This window comes from Hoeflea sp. (assembly GCF_984452065.1).
Window position 1 is genome coordinate 1 of the sequence record NZ_CFHWAF010000018.1, and the last position, 14,812, is coordinate 14,812.

The 14,812-nt window shown below is 59.5% G+C and carries 15 protein-coding genes and 1 pseudogene; 15 read left to right on the forward strand and 1 reads right to left on the reverse strand.

Annotation, left to right across the window (positions count from 1 at the left end; all coding sequences use genetic code 11):
• Positions 1 to 214 precede the first annotated feature (214 nt).
• Positions 215 to 478: pseudogene (locus AC5E6N_RS05440) on the reverse strand (transposase); the annotation flags it as partial.
• 300 nt (positions 479 to 778) lie between these two features.
• Here AC5E6N_RS05440 and AC5E6N_RS05445 point away from each other — a divergent pair.
• The 15 genes from AC5E6N_RS05445 (at position 779) to AC5E6N_RS05515 (ending at position 14,803) form a co-directional block, all read left to right on the forward strand.
• Positions 779 to 1,144 (forward strand): NADH-quinone oxidoreductase subunit A, encoded by a 366-nt coding sequence (locus AC5E6N_RS05445; RefSeq protein ID WP_491746868.1) that lies wholly within the window; start codon positions 779 to 781, stop codon positions 1,142 to 1,144.
• Positions 1,135 to 1,716, forward strand: a complete 582-nt coding sequence (locus tag AC5E6N_RS05450; protein ID WP_491746869.1) for a NuoB/complex I 20 kDa subunit family protein — start codon at positions 1,135 to 1,137, stop codon at positions 1,714 to 1,716. Before AC5E6N_RS05445 ends, AC5E6N_RS05450 begins: the two co-directional genes overlap by 10 nt.
• A 13-nt stretch (positions 1,717 to 1,729) precedes the next feature.
• The gene (locus AC5E6N_RS05455) at positions 1,730 to 2,332 is read left to right on the forward strand and encodes an NADH-quinone oxidoreductase subunit C (protein WP_491746870.1); all 603 of its coding nucleotides are present in this window, start codon (positions 1,730 to 1,732) and stop codon (positions 2,330 to 2,332) included.
• A gap of 23 nt (positions 2,333 to 2,355) precedes the next feature.
• On the forward strand, positions 2,356 to 2,814 hold the full coding sequence (locus tag AC5E6N_RS05460) for a GFA family protein (RefSeq protein ID WP_491746871.1): 459 nt from the start codon (positions 2,356 to 2,358) through the stop codon (positions 2,812 to 2,814).
• Positions 2,807 to 3,997 (forward strand): NADH-quinone oxidoreductase subunit D, encoded by a 1,191-nt coding sequence (locus AC5E6N_RS05465; RefSeq protein ID WP_491746872.1) that lies wholly within the window; start codon positions 2,807 to 2,809, stop codon positions 3,995 to 3,997. Before AC5E6N_RS05460 ends, AC5E6N_RS05465 begins: the two co-directional genes overlap by 8 nt.
• Positions 3,994 to 4,254, forward strand: coding sequence for a hypothetical protein (locus AC5E6N_RS05470; protein WP_491746873.1), 261 nt, complete (start codon positions 3,994 to 3,996; stop codon positions 4,252 to 4,254). The genes AC5E6N_RS05465 and AC5E6N_RS05470 overlap by 4 nt, the downstream gene beginning before the upstream one ends.
• 2 nt (positions 4,255 to 4,256) lie before the next feature.
• A complete protein-coding gene (gene nuoE, locus AC5E6N_RS05475) occupies positions 4,257 to 5,222 on the forward strand; it encodes an NADH-quinone oxidoreductase subunit NuoE (protein ID WP_491746874.1) in 966 nt (321 codons plus the stop codon).
• Between the two features lie 11 nt (positions 5,223 to 5,233).
• Complete coding sequence (gene nuoF, locus AC5E6N_RS05480; protein WP_491746875.1) at positions 5,234 to 6,535, forward strand: NADH-quinone oxidoreductase subunit NuoF; 1,302 nt, start codon at positions 5,234 to 5,236, stop codon at positions 6,533 to 6,535.
• A gap of 53 nt (positions 6,536 to 6,588) precedes the next feature.
• Positions 6,589 to 8,670: an NADH-quinone oxidoreductase subunit NuoG gene (nuoG, locus tag AC5E6N_RS05485; RefSeq protein WP_491746876.1), complete on the forward strand. Its 2,082-nt coding sequence runs from the start codon at positions 6,589 to 6,591 to the stop codon at positions 8,668 to 8,670.
• Between the two features lie 13 nt (positions 8,671 to 8,683).
• The gene (gene nuoH / locus AC5E6N_RS05490) at positions 8,684 to 9,736 is read left to right on the forward strand and encodes an NADH-quinone oxidoreductase subunit NuoH (protein ID WP_491690234.1); all 1,053 of its coding nucleotides are present in this window, start codon (positions 8,684 to 8,686) and stop codon (positions 9,734 to 9,736) included.
• A 17-nt stretch (positions 9,737 to 9,753) separates the two neighbouring features.
• Positions 9,754 to 10,242 carry an NADH-quinone oxidoreductase subunit NuoI gene (nuoI, locus tag AC5E6N_RS05495; protein WP_491746877.1) on the forward strand — a complete coding sequence of 163 codons (489 nt, stop codon included), beginning with the start codon at positions 9,754 to 9,756 and terminating at the stop codon, positions 10,240 to 10,242.
• 120 nt (positions 10,243 to 10,362) lie between these two features.
• Positions 10,363 to 10,977, forward strand: a complete 615-nt coding sequence (locus AC5E6N_RS05500; protein WP_491690236.1) for an NADH-quinone oxidoreductase subunit J — start codon at positions 10,363 to 10,365, stop codon at positions 10,975 to 10,977.
• A 16-nt stretch (positions 10,978 to 10,993) separates the two neighbouring features.
• Entirely contained in the window at positions 10,994 to 11,302 is a 309-nt protein-coding gene (nuoK, locus tag AC5E6N_RS05505) for an NADH-quinone oxidoreductase subunit NuoK (protein WP_491690237.1), read from the forward strand.
• 7 nt (positions 11,303 to 11,309) lie between these two features.
• The gene (gene nuoL / locus AC5E6N_RS05510; protein ID WP_491746878.1) at positions 11,310 to 13,295 is read left to right on the forward strand and encodes an NADH-quinone oxidoreductase subunit L; all 1,986 of its coding nucleotides are present in this window, start codon (positions 11,310 to 11,312) and stop codon (positions 13,293 to 13,295) included.
• Positions 13,295 to 14,803 (forward strand): NADH-quinone oxidoreductase subunit M, encoded by a 1,509-nt coding sequence (locus tag AC5E6N_RS05515; RefSeq protein ID WP_491746879.1) that lies wholly within the window; start codon positions 13,295 to 13,297, stop codon positions 14,801 to 14,803. The genes nuoL and AC5E6N_RS05515 overlap by 1 nt, the downstream gene beginning before the upstream one ends.
• Positions 14,804 to 14,812: the final 9 nt, after the last annotated feature.

The following is a 14,812-nucleotide window of genomic DNA, read 5'->3' on the forward strand; positions in this document are numbered from 1 at the left end:
ACAAGCCATGATCGCCCACTACAAGAAAAGAGAACACATACAACTGTAGTACTAACCCTTCTGCAAAAGCAGGGGTGAAAAAGGACATGCAGCCCGCTATCAGGGTGGCGGATTTAGAAATTCTATCCAGAGTTTATATTTCTAGAAATACACTAATAGATTGCAGTCAGAAAATCAGGAATGTCAAGTGGTTTTCCACATGCAATGCCATCGGTCATTTGGTTTGACCGACATGTGCCCACTTTCTCATCCCGATTGATGTGATCGTTTGCGGCTCTGCCATGAGCCGGGTCCAGGCGTTGCACGCTGCATCGATGATGGCGTCGTAGTCGTCGAAGAGACTGTTGGAGGGCCAGTTGGAGTGCAGGTACTGCCGGACGTTCTCAACCGGATTGAGTTCCGGCGAGCGGGACGGCAGGAAGATCAGTGTGAGGTTTTTCGGCACCTTGAGCTTATCGGCCGTGTGCCATCCGGCACGGGCAGGGGCATTCCCGGTCGTGCAATTGCGCGCAGCCTCTCATAGATGAAAACGATCAGGCAGTTCAGGTCAGTTTGGCGGCGCGCGCGCTATCTGGATTCAGGTATATGGCTGGATTGCGGTTCGCCAGGAGATGGCGGCCCGGACAACATGCTTTCCGGTGCTGTGCGGCAATGGTCAATTCGTCGCATTTATATGGTCCCGAACCGCCAATTACGTTGACTGCACCTGCTTAATGTGTAAATCCGCACATTGGAATTATTCGCAAACACGCGGCTGCGAAAACGCAAGGAAACCAAGATGACTGAACTGCTCAGTTCATATCTTCCCATTGTGGTTTTTCTCGGAATTTCGCTGGTTATCGGTCTGGCGCTGCTGATCGCGCCCTTCGCAGTCGCCTACAAGGCGCCCGATGCGGAAAAGCTCTCGGCCTATGAGTGCGGCTTCAATGCGTTCGACGACGCCAGAATGAAGTTCGATGTCCGTTTCTATCTCGTCGCGATCCTGTTCATCATATTCGATCTGGAGGTCGCGTTTCTGTTCCCGTGGGCCGTCTCCTTCCACGATGTGGGCTGGTTCGGTTTCTGGTCCATGATGGTGTTCCTGGCGATCCTGACGGTCGGTTTCATCTATGAGTGGAAGAAAGGAGCGCTGGAATGGCAGTAGGCGACAGGCAGACAACGCTGGTGACCCCGCAGCCCCGCGGCGTCATCGACCCCGCCACGGGCAAGCCCGCCGGATCGGGCGATCCGTTTTACGGCGAGATCAACAATGAACTGGCCGACAAGGGTTTCCTCGTCACGTCCACCGACGAATTGATCAACTGGGCGCGCACCGGCTCGCTCATGTGGATGACCTTCGGCCTTGCCTGCTGCGCGGTGGAAATGATGCAGATGTCGATGCCGCGCTATGACGCGGAGCGTTTCGGCTTTGCGCCGCGGGCATCGCCGCGCCAGTCTGACGTCATGATCGTCGCGGGCACGCTGACGAACAAGATGGCGCCTGCGCTTCGCAAGGTTTACGACCAGATGCCGGAGCCGCGCTATGTCATCTCCATGGGGTCGTGCGCAAACGGCGGCGGTTATTATCACTATTCCTATTCGGTCGTGAGGGGTTGCGACCGGGTTGTGCCGGTTGACATCTATGTGCCCGGCTGTCCGCCGACCGCCGAAGCCCTTTTATACGGCGTTTTGCTCTTGCAAAAGAAGATCCGCCGTACGGGAACCATCGAAAGATAGGAAAGGACAGGTCATGAGCGAAGCGCTGCAGGAACTGGTTTCCTATCTGGAAGAGCGCAAGGGCGAGTGCATCACCGGCTCCAATCTGGCTTTCGGCGAACTGACGGTCGGCACAACCCCGCAGAGTGTCGTTTCACTGCTGACTTTCCTGCGTGACGATGCGCAGTGCCAGTTTGTCAATATCACCGATTTGTGCGGCGTCGACTGGCCATCGCGGGTCAGGCGTTTCGATGTCGTTTATCATCTGCTTTCGCCGCGTCAGAACCTGCGCATCCGCGTCAAGCTGGAAGTCGGCGAGGAGGAAACCGTTCCCTCCGTCACGCCGGTTTTTCCGGGCGCGGACTGGTTCGAGCGTGAAGCCTACGATCTGTACGGCATTCTTTTTACCGGTCATCCCGACCTGCGGCGCATCCTGACCGATTACGGTTTTGAGGGACATCCGCTGCGCAAGGATTTTCCGACGACCGGTTTTGTCGAGGTCCGCTATGATGATGAGGTCAAACGAGTCGTTTACGAACCGGTTCAGTTGAAACAGGAGTTCCGTGATTTTGATTTTCTGTCGCCGTGGGAGAGCGCTGAATATGTGCTTCCTGGTGATGAAAAGGCAAGTGAATAGAACGGATTGAGCGGAACCAGGTGATGAACAGCACACAGTCTTCCACCGACGGTCAACGCATCGGCGCGCAATGTCTTTGCGGCAGCGTGCGCTTCTCCGCCGTGCCGGTGAAGGCGCAGACCGATGTGTGCCACTGCGGCATGTGCCGGCGCTGGGCGGCCGGACCGTTCTTTGCCGTCGATTGCGGCGACAGCGTCGTCATCGATTCGGGCGACGGTCTCGAGCGCTACGGATCTTCCGATTGGGGAGAGCGCGGGTTTTGCAGGAAATGCGGAACCTCGCTGTTCTGGAACCTGAAAGGCCAGCAGGCCTGTCATGTGTCGCTTTCGGCTTTCGAGGCGCTGCCGCAGGTCCGGTTTGCGACCGAGATCCTTATCGACGAGAAGCCGGATTGCCACGCGTTTGCCAACGATACGAAGAAGCTGGCCGGAGAGCAGGTGCTCGCGATCTTCGCCGCGGGGCAGGACGAATCCCATGACTGAGCACAGCGTTCGCAATTTCAACATCAATTTCGGGCCGCAGCACCCGGCGGCGCATGGCGTTTTGCGGCTGGTCCTGGAACTGGACGGGGAGATCGTCGAGCGCGTTGACCCGCATGTGGGTCTGCTTCACCGCGGTACGGAAAAACTGATCGAGACGAAAACCTATCTTCAGGCGATTCCTTATTTCGACCGGCTCGACTATGTGGCGCCGATGAACCAGGAGCACGCCTTTGCGCTCGCGGTGGAAAAACTTGCCGGTGTCGAAGTGCCGCAGCGCGGCCAGCTCGTGCGTGTCCTCTATTCCGAGATCGGACGAATCCTTTCCCATCTCCTGAATGTCACCACGCAAGCGCTTGATGTCGGCGCGCTGACGCCGCCGCTGTGGGGATTCGAGGAACGCGAGAAGCTGATGGTGTTTTACGAAAGGGCCTGTGGCGCGCGCATGCACTCGGCCTATATCCGTCCAGGCGGCGTGCATCAGGACCTTCCGGACGAGCTGGTTGAGGATATCGGCAAATGGTGCGATCCGTTCCTCAAGGTCGTTGACGATATTGAAGACCTGTTGACCGGCAATCGCATTTTCAAACAGCGCAATGTCGATATCGGCGTCGTCAAACTCGATGACTGCTGGGCCTGGGGTTTTTCCGGTGTCATGGTCAGGGGGTCGGGGGCTGCCTGGGATCTGCGCCGTTCGCAGCCCTATGAGTGCTACAGCGAACTGGCGTTCGATATTCCGATCGGCAAGAACGGCGACTGCTACGATCGCTACCTGATCCGCATGCAGGAGATGCGCCAGTCGGTCAGGATCATGAAGCAGTGTGTCGAGCGGCTTCTGGGGCACGAGAAAACGGGGCCCGTCTCGTCCATGGATGGAAAGATCGTGCCGCCCAAAAGAAGTGAGATGAAGCGGTCCATGGAAGCCCTGATCCACCACTTCAAACTCTACACCGAGGGCTACCATGTGCCGGAGGGCGAGGTCTATGCGGCGGTCGAGGCGCCGAAAGGCGAGTTCGGCGTTTATCTCGTTTCCGACGGCAGCAACAAGCCCTATCGATGCAAGATCAAGGCGCCGGGTTATGCGCATCTGCAAGCCATGGATTTCATTTGCCGCAACCACATGCTGGCCGATGTCTCCGCAATTCTGGGCTCGCTCGACATCGTATTTGGAGAGGTGGACCGATGATGACCAGATCGTTTTTTGTGGCAGCTTTGAGCACGGTTTCCCTGTTCGGTGTGGCGCAGATCGCCGCGGCGCAGTCGTCCAGCGGTTCCGGTCAATCGATGAAATCACTGCTGCAGCGCGGATTTGAGATCCGGGCGGCTGTTCCCAATGGCAGCCAGTATGTGGTCTTCCTGCAAAAGGGCAAAGCGGCGTATGCTTGTGAATTCAAGACATTGACGTCTTCGCGTTGTGGTGCGATCAATAGCGAGAGCGATTAGGAATGTCCGTACGCCGTCTTGCCGAGGACTCAGTCCAACCCGGGCAATTCCGCTTCAGCCGGGAAAATGCCGCCTGGGTCAAGGCAACGATCAAGAAATACCCGAAGGGCCGCCAGCAATCGGCGGTCATTCCCTTGCTGATGCGTGCGCAGGAGCAGGATGGCTGGGTGACAAAGGCCGCCATCGAATCCGTCGCCGATATGCTGCAGATGCCCTATATTCGTGCCCTGGAAGTGGCGACGTTCTATACGCAGTTCCAGTTGAAGCCCGTCGGCACGCGCGCCCATGTTCAGGTCTGCGGAACGACCCCGTGCATGCTTCGCGGTTCAGAAGATCTCATAAGGGTCTGCAAGCAGAAAATCAGCGAGCGCCCCTTCCATACCAACGAGACCGGGACGCTGTCATGGGAGGAGGTGGAATGTCAGGGCGCATGTGTGAACGCGCCGATGGTGATGATTTTCAAGGACGCCTATGAAGACCTGACACCGGAACAACTGGCTGATATTATTGACAGGTTCGAGGCAGGAGAGGGGCACAACGTCACGCCCGGGCCGCAAAACGGCCGGCACCTGTCGGCACCCGTTGGCGGTCTGACGACCTTGACCGACGAGGCGACGGCGCCGGGCTCCAAAGCCAACGGCAAAGGTGCCGCGAAAGCGCGGAAAAAGCAGGCGGACGCCGCTGTATCGGATGCAGACCGGCCGGCGGCGATGGATGAGCCGGACGAGAAGGACGATCTGAAGATGCTTTCAGGCGTCGGGCCGAAGATCGAGGGGCTGTTGAACTCGATCGGTATCTTCAAATTCGAGCAGGTTGCCGCCTGGCGCCAAGCGGAATGTGCGTGGGTCGACGGTTTCCTGAAGTTCAAGGGCCGCATCGAACGCGAGCAATGGGTCAAGCAGGCCGAGGCGCTCGCTCGGGGCGGTGTCGAGGAATATGTCCGCGTGTTCGGCAGGAAGCCGGGGTAAAAGGGATCGTCATGCTGCAGGACAAGGATCGGATCTTTACCAATATATACGGTCTCAAGGACAAGAGCCTCAAGGGTGCCATGTCGCGCGGACACTGGGACGGCACGAAGGCGCTGATCGAAAAGGGCCGCGACTGGATCATCGACGAGATGAAGACGTCGGGGCTTCGCGGACGCGGCGGGGCGGGTTTCCCGACCGGCCTGAAATGGTCCTTCATGCCGAAGGAATCCGACGGGCGGCCTCACTATCTCGTGATCAATGCGGATGAATCGGAGCCCGGGACCTGCAAGGACCGGGATATCATGCGCAACGATCCGCATACGCTGATCGAGGGGTGTGTGCTTGCCGGTTTCGCCATGGGCGCGCATACGGCCTACATCTATATTCGCGGCGAGTATATGCGCGAGCGCGAAGCGCTTCAGGCGGCCATCGACGCGTGTTACGATGCCGGCCTTCTGGGCAGGAACAATAAATGCGGCTGGGACTTTGACGTCCATGTCCACCACGGAGCGGGCGCCTATATCTGCGGTGAGGAAACGGCTCTGCTTGAAAGCCTCGAGGGCAAGAAGGGCCAGCCGCGCCTGAAGCCGCCGTTTCCGGCCAATGTCGGCCTCTACGGCTGCCCGACCACGGTGAACAATGTCGAATCCATTGCCGTTGCGCCGACGATCCTGCGACGCGGCGGAGCATGGTTCGCGGGCTTCGGCCGGCAGAACAATCACGGCACCAAGCTCTTCTGCGTATCAGGACACGTCAACCAGCCGGCGACCTTCGAAGAGGAAATGTCGATCCCGTTCCGCGAGATGATCGATCGCCATTGCGGCGGCATCCGCGGCGGTTGGGACAACCTGCTTGCCGTCATTCCGGGGGGGTCTTCGGTTGCGTGCGTGCCGGCGGACCAGATCATAGACTGTCCGATGGATTTCGACAGCCTGCGGGATCTGAAATCAGGTCTCGGAACCGCGGCGGTCATCGTCATGGACCGGTCGACGGACATCATCAAGGCCATCGCGCGGCTTGCCTATTTCTACAAGCATGAAAGCTGCGGCCAGTGCACGCCTTGCCGGGAGGGCACGGGCTGGATGTGGCGGGTCATGGAGCGCATGGCCACCGGCAATGCCCGGAAAAAGGAAATCGACATGCTGCTTGATGTCACCAAACAGGTGGAGGGACACACGATCTGTGCGCTTGGGGACGCCGCGGCATGGCCGATCCAGGGCTTGATCCGGCATTTCCGGCCGGAGATCGAGAAACGCATCGACGACTATACGCACAATGCCGGTAAGGCACCGGCGCTTGAGGCGGCCGAATAGGCGGTTGCCGACGGAGCAAGGGGCAGGCGGGAAAACGCGGAACTGGACGAGAAATGGCGAAAATCAAGGTCGACGGAAACGAGATTGAGGTGCCGGACCATTACACGCTTCTGCAGGCGTGTGAGGAAGCCGGTTCGCAGGTGCCGCGTTTCTGTTTTCACGAGCGGCTGTCGATTGCCGGCAATTGCCGCATGTGCCTTGTCGAGGTCAAGGGCGGACCGCCGAAACCGGCCGCGTCCTGCGCGATGGGCGTGCGCGACCTGCGTCCGGGCCCCGATGGCGAGCCGCCGGAGGTCTTCACCAACACGCCGATGGTGAAAAAGGCGCGCGAAGGCGTGATGGAGTTCCTGCTGATCAACCACCCGCTCGACTGCCCGATCTGCGATCAGGGCGGCGAGTGCGATCTGCAGGACCAGGCGATGGCCTTCGGTGTCGATTCCTCGCGCTTCCAGGAGAACAAGCGCGCCGTCGAGGACAAATATATCGGGCCGCTGGTCAAGACCATCATGACGCGCTGCATCCACTGCACGCGCTGCGTCCGCTTCGCCACGGAAGTGGCCGGCATATCCGAGCTTGGTCTTATCGGCCGGGGCGAGGATGCCGAAATCACCACCTATCTGGAACAGGCCATGACGTCCGAGCTGCAGGGCAATGTCATTGACCTTTGCCCGGTCGGGGCGTTGACATCGAAGCCATATGCGTTCCAGGCGCGGCCCTGGGAGCTCAACAAGACCGAGACCATCGACGTGATGGACGCCTGCGGCTCGGCGATCCGTGTCGACACCCGGGGCCGCGAGGTCATGCGCATCATGCCGCGTGTCAATGAGGCCATCAATGAGGAGTGGATATCCGACAAGACGCGCTTTGTCTGGGACGGATTGAAGACGCAGCGGCTCGACCGGCCCTTCGTCAAGCGTGACGGACGCCTGCAGCCGGCAAGCTGGCAGGAGGCCTTCGCCGCGGTCAAACAGGCCGTTGACGGGGCATCCGGTGAGAATATCGGGGCGATCGCGGGAGATCTCGCCAGCGTCGAGGAGATGTTTGCGCTGAAAGCACTGTTGTCCGCGCTGGGTTCGCAGAGTTTTGACTGCCGTCAGGACGGCGTGGCCATCGACCCCGCAAACGGCCGCGCAGGCTACATCTTCAATCCGACGATCGAGGGCATTGAGGAGGCCGACGCGCTGCTGATCATCGGGGCGAACCCGCGGTTCGAGGCATCGGTGCTCAATGCCCGGATCCGCAAGCGCTGGCGCATGGGCGATTTCCCGGTCGCGTTGATCGGTGAGCAGGTCGACCTGCGTTATGCCTATGAGTATCTGGGCGCCGGCCCGGAGACACTGTCCGAGACCATCGCGGGCGGCAACAGGTTCGCGGCCAAGCTGAAACGGGCAAAAAAACCGATGATCATCATCGGGCAGGGCGCCCTGGCGCGTGCCGATGGTGCGGCGGTCCTTTCGCATGCCGCCAGGCTTGCAATGGACGTCAAGGCGGTTTCCGGCGATTGGAACGGCTTTGCCGTGCTTCATACGGCCGCCGGCCGCGTCGGCGGGCTCGATGTCGGTTTTGTTCCCGGCGAGGGCGGTAAGGACGCCGCGACCATGCTGAGGGATGCGGACGTGCTTTTCCTGCTCGGCGCGGATGAGCTCGACATGAGGAAGCGAACATCGGGCTTCACGATCTATATCGGCAGTCATGGCGATGTCGGCGCCCATCATGCCGATGTGATCCTGCCCGGTTCGGCCTATCCTGAAAAATCCGGCATCTACGTGAATACCGAAGGGCGCGTTCAATACAGCCTGCGTGCCGCCTTTGCTCCGGGAGAGGCAAAGGAAGAATGGGCCATCCTGAGGGCGCTCTCCGATGTTCTCGGCAAAAAGCTGCCCTTCGATTCCCTGGCGCAACTGCGGGCCGCACTCATCGAGGCCCATCCGCATTTCGCCGATGCGGATCAGGTTGCCCCGGCGCAGGGCGCGGACATAGAGAAACTTGCAGCCGTCGGCGGCAAGATGGGTGCGGCCGGTTTCAAATCGACCGTTTCCGATTTCTATCTGACAAACCCGATTGCCCGTGCTTCGGCGGTGATGGCCGAGTGCTCGTCACTTGCCCGCGATGCCGGCAAGGTCGCGGCCGAATAGGGGCACGGACAGGATGACCTTTGACGCATTTGTCACAAACTATGTCTGGCCCGCGCTGATCATGATCGGCCAGTCGCTGCTCCTGCTGGTGGCGCTGCTGATATTCATCGCCTATGTCCTTTATGCCGACCGCAAGATCTGGGCGGCCGTGCAGATCCGGCGCGGACCCAATGTTGTCGGTCCCTTCGGCCTGTTCCAGTCTTTCGCCGATCTTCTCAAATTCGTTTTCAAGGAGCCGATTATCCCGGCCGGCGCCAATAAGGGCGTATTCCTGCTCGCGCCCTTGGTTTCGGTCACGCTCGCGCTTGCCGCCTGGGCCGTTATTCCGGTGGCGGAGGGATGGGCGGTCGCGTCCATCAATGTCGGGATTCTCTACGTCTTCGCGATCTCCTCGCTTGAGGTCTACGGCGTTATCATGGGCGGCTGGGCATCCAACTCCAAATATGCCTTTCTGGGCGCGCTGCGGTCCGCGGCGCAGATGGTCTCCTATGAGGTGTCCATCGGTTTTGTCATCATCACAGTCCTGTTGTGTGTGGGTTCATTGAACCTGACCGATATCGTGCTCTCGCAGCAGACCGGCCTTGGCACGATGCTCGGGCTGCCGAACAGTTTCCTCGACTGGCACTGGCTGGCGCTGTTCCCGATGTTCATCGTCTTCTTCATTTCCGCGCTCGCGGAAACCAACCGCCCCCCCTTCGACCTGCCGGAGGCGGAGTCCGAACTCGTCGCCGGCTTCATGGTGGAATACGGCTCCACGCCGTACATGATGTTCATGCTCGGCGAGTATGCGGCCATCGTGCTCATGTGCGCGCTGACGACCATCCTTTTCCTCGGCGGCTGGCTGCCGCCGGTTGACTTCTGGCTGCTGAACTGGGTTCCGGGCATTGTCTGGTTTGTCCTCAAAGTCTGCTTCGTCTTCTTCATGTTCTCGATGGTGAAGGCGTTTGTTCCGCGCTACCGCTACGATCAGCTGATGCGGCTTGGCTGGAAGGTCTTCCTTCCAATCTCGCTTGCAATGGTCGTTATCGTGGCATTCGTGATCAAACTGACCGGCTGGTCGGCCTGAACGGAGGGATAGGAACAATGTCACTTGCACAAGCCGCCAAGTCGGTTTTCCTGAAGGAGTTCGCTGAAGCGTTCGTCCTGTCGATGCGTTATTTCTTCGCGCCGAAGGCGACGGTGAACTACCCTTACGAGAAAGGACCGATCAGCCCGCGTTTCAGGGGCGAACACGCCTTGCGGCGCTATCCCAACGGCGAAGAGCGCTGCATCGCCTGCAAGCTGTGCGAAGCGATCTGCCCGGCGCAGGCCATTACGATTGAAGCCGGGCCGCGCCGCAACGACGGAACACGCCGGGCGGTGCGCTACGACATCGACATGGTCAAATGCATCTATTGCGGTTTCTGCCAGGAGGCCTGTCCGGTGGATGCGATTGTCGAGGGGCCGAATTTCGAATTTGCGACTGAAACCCGTGAGGAACTGTATTACGACAAGGACAAGCTCCTTGAGAACGGGGATCGGTGGGAGCGGGAAATCGCTCGCAATATGGAATTGGACGCTCCCTATCGGTGAGCGCCCGGTCGCGCTGCCGGGGGGCGGCGCGGCACGTCAAGTCTGACGCCGGCCATCCGGCGTTCAATTCGGAAGCCGGTGTACCCGAACCGGTTTCGGGGGAAATAAAAGGCACGGATCATGGGTCTCCAGGCTCTGTTTTTCTACCTGTTTTCAGCGATCGCCATCGCGGCGGCGTTCATGGTCATATCGGCGCGCAACCCGGTGCATTCGGTGTTGTTCCTGATATTGACCTTCTTCAATGCCGCGGCGCTGTTCCTGCTGGCCGGCGCGGAGTTCCTGGCGTTGATCCTGGTGGTTGTCTATGTGGGCGCCGTTGCGGTGCTGTTCCTGTTCGTCGTCATGATGCTGGATATCGATTTTGCCGAACTTCGCTCGGGCGTCATGGAATATGCTCCGGTCGGCGCGCTGATCGGCTTCATTCTGGCCGCCGAGCTGGTTCTGGTGCTTGCGAGCAATGCCTTCACCGTGGAGCCGGTGGCCGATGCGACGCAGCCCATTCCCGATCTTAATGAGGTCTCCAACACCCAGGCGCTGGGGAACATTCTCTACACGGATTACGTCCATTTCTTCCAGGCGGCGGGCATGATCCTCCTGGTCGCGATGATCGGCGCCATCGTGCTGACGCTGCGGCACAAGGAAAACGTGAAACGGCAGGATATCACGGCACAGGTGGCGCGCACGCCTGAAACGGCGATTGAGGTTGTCGACGTGAAGCCCGGGCAGGGCATTTAGGCGATTGGGAACAAGTATGGAAATCGGACTTGCCCATTATCTGACGGTCGGTGCCATCCTGTTCACGCTCGGCGTGTTCGGCATTTTCCTGAACCGTAAGAACGTCATTGTCATACTGATGTCGATCGAGCTGATCCTGCTGGCGGTGAACCTTAACTTTGTGGCGTTCGCGCAGCATCTCAACGATCTGGTCGGGCAGGTCTTCGCGCTGTTCGTGCTGACCGTCGCCGCGGCCGAGGCGGCCATAGGGCTGGCGATCCTTGTTGTCTTCTACCGCAATCGCGGCTCGATTGCCGTGGAAGACGTAAACATGATGAAGGGCTGAGCGGACGATGTATCACGTCATTGTATTCTTCCCTCTGCTGGGCGCCATCATTGCCGGGTTCTTCGGCCGCTCCATCGGGGCACGTGCCTCCGAATACCTGACCTGCGGCATCATGGTTATTGTCGCGTTCCTGTCGTGGATCGCCTTCTTCCGGGTGGCGCTCGGCCATGGCGACCTGATCCGGATCGATGTTCTGCCGTGGATCGTCGCAGGAACGCTGGACATCGACTGGGCGTTTCGCATCGACACGCTGACCGCCGTCATGCTGGTGGTGGTCAATACGGTCTCCTGCCTGGTGCATATCTATTCGATCGGATACATGCACCACGATCCGCATCGCCCGCGCTTCTTTTCCTATCTGTCGCTGTTCACCTTCGCCATGCTGATGCTGGTGACGTCGGACAATCTTGTCCAGATGTTCTTCGGCTGGGAGGGCGTCGGTCTGGCCTCATATCTCCTGATCGGTTTCTGGTACAAAAAACCCTCGGCCAATGCGGCGGCGATAAAGGCGTTCATCGTCAACCGCGTCGGCGACTTCGGCTTCTCGCTTGGCATATTCGGCGTCTTTGTCCTGTTCGGCTCGGTGTCCTTGGATGTCATCTTCGCCGGCACGGCGGATTTCTTTCCGACCGCGGAAGCGCGAAATGCGGACGCACTCTTCGAGTTCTTCGGCATTCAAATGAACAAGGGCGATGCCCTGACGACCGTCTGCATTCTGCTCTTCATCGGTGCGATGGGCAAATCCGCGCAGTTCCTGCTGCACACCTGGCTGCCGGATGCGATGGAAGGTCCGACGCCTGTCTCCGCGCTTATCCATGCGGCCACCATGGTGACCGCGGGTGTCTTCATGGTGGCGCGCATGTCGCCGATCTTCGAGCTCTCGACCGATGCGCTGACCGTGGTGGTGATCATCGGTTCCGTTACCGCGTTCTTCGCCGCGACCGTGGGTCTCGTCCAGAACGACATCAAGCGGGTGATTGCCTATTCGACCTGTTCGCAGCTTGGCTACATGTTTGTCGCGCTCGGTATCGGCGCCTATGGCGCCGGCATCTTCCACCTGTTCACGCACGCTTTCTTCAAGGCGCTTTTGTTCCTGGGCGCCGGCTCGGTGATCCATGCGGTGTCCGATGAACAGGACATGCGCCGTATGGGCGGTCTGAGGAAGCATATTCCGACGACCTACTGGATGATGATCATCGGAACGCTGGCGCTGACCGGGGTCGGTATCCCGTTTACGGCGCTTGGAACGGCCGGGTTTTTCTCCAAGGACGCGATTATCGAATCGGCCTTTGTCGCGCACAATCCGGCGGCCGGCTTTGCCTTTGTGATGCTTGTCGTCGCAGCGGCCTTTACCAGCTTCTATTCCTGGCGGCTGATCTTCATGACCTTCCACGGCAAGCCGAGAGCTTCGTCGGATGTCATGCATCATGTGCACGAGTCGCCGATGGTCATGCTCGCGCCGCTCTTCATCCTGGCGGCCGGCGCGCTGTTTGCCGGCGTGATTTTCATCGGCGATTTCTTCGGCTACCATTACGAGACCTTCTGGAACGGGGCACTGTTCACGCTGCCCGACAACCATATCGTCCATGAATTCCACAATGTCCCGGCGTGGGTGAAGATGAGCCCGGTCGCGGCGATGCTGGTCGGCCTCGCGGTTGCCTGGCTCTTTTATATCCGTTCGCCGCAGATACCGAAGGAACTGGCGGTCCAGCACCGCGGCCTCTACCAGTTCCTGCTCAACAAATGGTACTTCGATGAGCTTTACGACATCCTGTTCGTGCGCTCCTCCAAGTGGCTTGGCCACTTCCTGTGGACAAAAGGCGACGGTTGGCTCATTGACGGCTTTGGGCCCGACGGAATCGCAAGGCGCGTTCAACAGATTACCGGCCGCGTCGTGCGATTGCAGACCGGATATCTTTATCACTATGCCTTCGCGATGCTGATCGGTCTTGCCGCGCTGATCACGTGGATGATGCTCGGGAGTGCCGTGTAATGATTGACTGGCCGATCCTTTCAACGGTCACATTTATTCCGCTTGTCGGCGTACTCCTGATCCTGCTGATCCGCGACGACAACGAAACGGGACGCCGCAACATTCGCAATGTGGCGCTGATCGTTACCTCGTTCAACTTCCTGCTCTCGCTGGTCGTCTGGGCGGCCTTCGACGATTCGGACGTCGGCTTCCAGATGGTCGAGAAGGCGCAATGGCTGGATTCGGGCATTGCCTATCACATGGGTGTCGACGGCATCTCGGTGCTGTTCGTGGTGCTGACCGCCTTCCTCATGCCGCTGTGCGTGCTGGCAAGCTGGGAAACGATTGAGCAGCGGCTGAAGGCGTACATGATCGCCTTCCTTATCCTGGAAACGCTGGTGATCGGCGCCTTCTGCGCGCTCGATATCGTGCTGTTCTACGTCTTCTTCGAAGGCGGCCTTATTCCGATGTTCATCATCATCGGCGTATGGGGCGGGCAGCGCCGCATCTATGCGGCCTTCAAGTTCTTCCTCTACACGCTTGTCGGCTCCGTGCTGATGCTGCTGGCCATCATGGCCATGTACTGGAATGCCGGCACCACCTCGATACCGGAGATGCTGGCGCACAATTTCCCGGTCGGCATGCAGCACTGGCTGTGGCTGGCGTTCTTTGCGTCCTTCGCGGTCAAGCTTCCGCTCTGGCCGGTTCATACCTGGCTGCCGGATGCCCACGTGGAGGCGCCGACGGCGGGATCGGTCGTGCTTGCCGGGATTCTGTTGAAACTCGGCGGATACGGCTTCATCCGCTTCTCGCTGCCGATGTTTCCCGTCGCCTCCGTCGATCTGTGGCCGCTCATCTTCACCCTGTCGGTTGTCGCCATCATCTGGGCTTCGCTGGTTGCGATGATGCAGCAGGATGTGAAGAAGCTGATCGCCTACTCCTCCGTCGCCCACATGGGCTATGTGAAGATGGGTATCTTTTCCGCGAACGCGCAGGGCGTTACGGGAGCGATATACACAATGCTCTCGCACGGTCTGGTCTCCGCCGCGCTCTTCCTTTGTGTCGGCGTTATCTATGACCGCGCCCATACGCGCGAAATCGCCGCCTATGGCGGGCTCGTCAACAATATGCCGAAATATGCCGTGGTGTTCATGGTCTTTTCCATGGCGAATGTCGGATTGCCGGGAACCTCCGGCTTCGTCGGCGAGTTCCTTGTTCTGATCGGTGCGTTCCAGGTCAGCAGCTGGATCGCCATCTTCGCGACCCTCGGCGTCATCCTGTCGGCAGCCTATATGCTGTGGCTGTACCGGCGGGTGATCTTCGGCGCGCTGGAAAAGGAGAACCTCAAGTCTTTGCTCGACTTGTCGACCCGCGAGAAGGTGATCCTCTATCCGCTTGCGGTCCTTATCATTTTCTTCGGCGTCTATCCGCTGCCGGTCTTCGATGTGACGGGCGTGACGGTCGATGCGCTGATCAACAATTACAACGCCGCGCTTGAGGCCGCCGACGGCCTGGCGCTCGCGGACTGACGAAGGATA